Source organism: Haloferax sp. s1 (genome assembly GCF_058382125.1).
Genome location: NZ_JBZRPK010000030.1, coordinates 1 through 636, shown reverse-complemented (window position 1 = coordinate 636; position 636 = coordinate 1). Strand labels below are relative to the sequence as shown.

Here is a 636-nt window from a genome sequence, read left to right as displayed (position 1 = left end):
TCGTCGGGGGCGAAGCGAACGGAGTCCACACCCGCGCCCGCCTCGATGCGGCCCTTCGGCGGCAGGTCGAAGATGGCCGCGGGGTTCGTCGCAACTACGGCGCGGACGCGCTCTAGCGACAGGGCGGCGTCCGCGGCGGCACCGAGAAGTAGCGGCACCATCGTCTCGACGCCGGGGACACCGCTCGGCGCGTCGAGGAGCGACTGGTCTTTCTCTTCTCGCGTGTGCGGCGCGTGGTCGGTCGCAACCACGTCGATGCGGCCGTCGGCAAGGCGCTCGAACATGGCTTCGCGGCGCGCTTCCGAGCGAAGCGGCGGGTTCATCCGACCGTAGGTTCCGAGCTCGTCGCAGTCGTCGCGGGACAAGAAGAGATGGTGCGGCGTCACCTCGCAGGTCGCGCCACCGTCGCGGGCGGCATCGACGCCTTCGGGCGTGCTCGTATGGGCGATGTGAATCTGTGCGCCTGTCTCGCCACCGACGCGGACGGCGCGTTCCACGGCGGCTTCTTCGGCCTCGGCACGGCGGAATGCGCCCCACGCGTTGGAATTGGCGTCGCGGCCGGGACCGCCGAGGCTGCCTTCGATAGCGGACCCGTCAAAGAGCTCGGCCTCGTCGGCGTTGCCAGTTACGGGGACG

The 636-nt window shown here is 70.4% G+C and carries 1 protein-coding gene; it reads right to left on the bottom strand.

Going from position 1 to position 636, the window contains the following annotated elements; translation table 11 throughout:
* Positions 1-636: amidohydrolase family protein (locus QT222_RS00170; RefSeq protein WP_491475917.1), on the bottom strand; the 636-nt coding region annotated here is incomplete at both ends.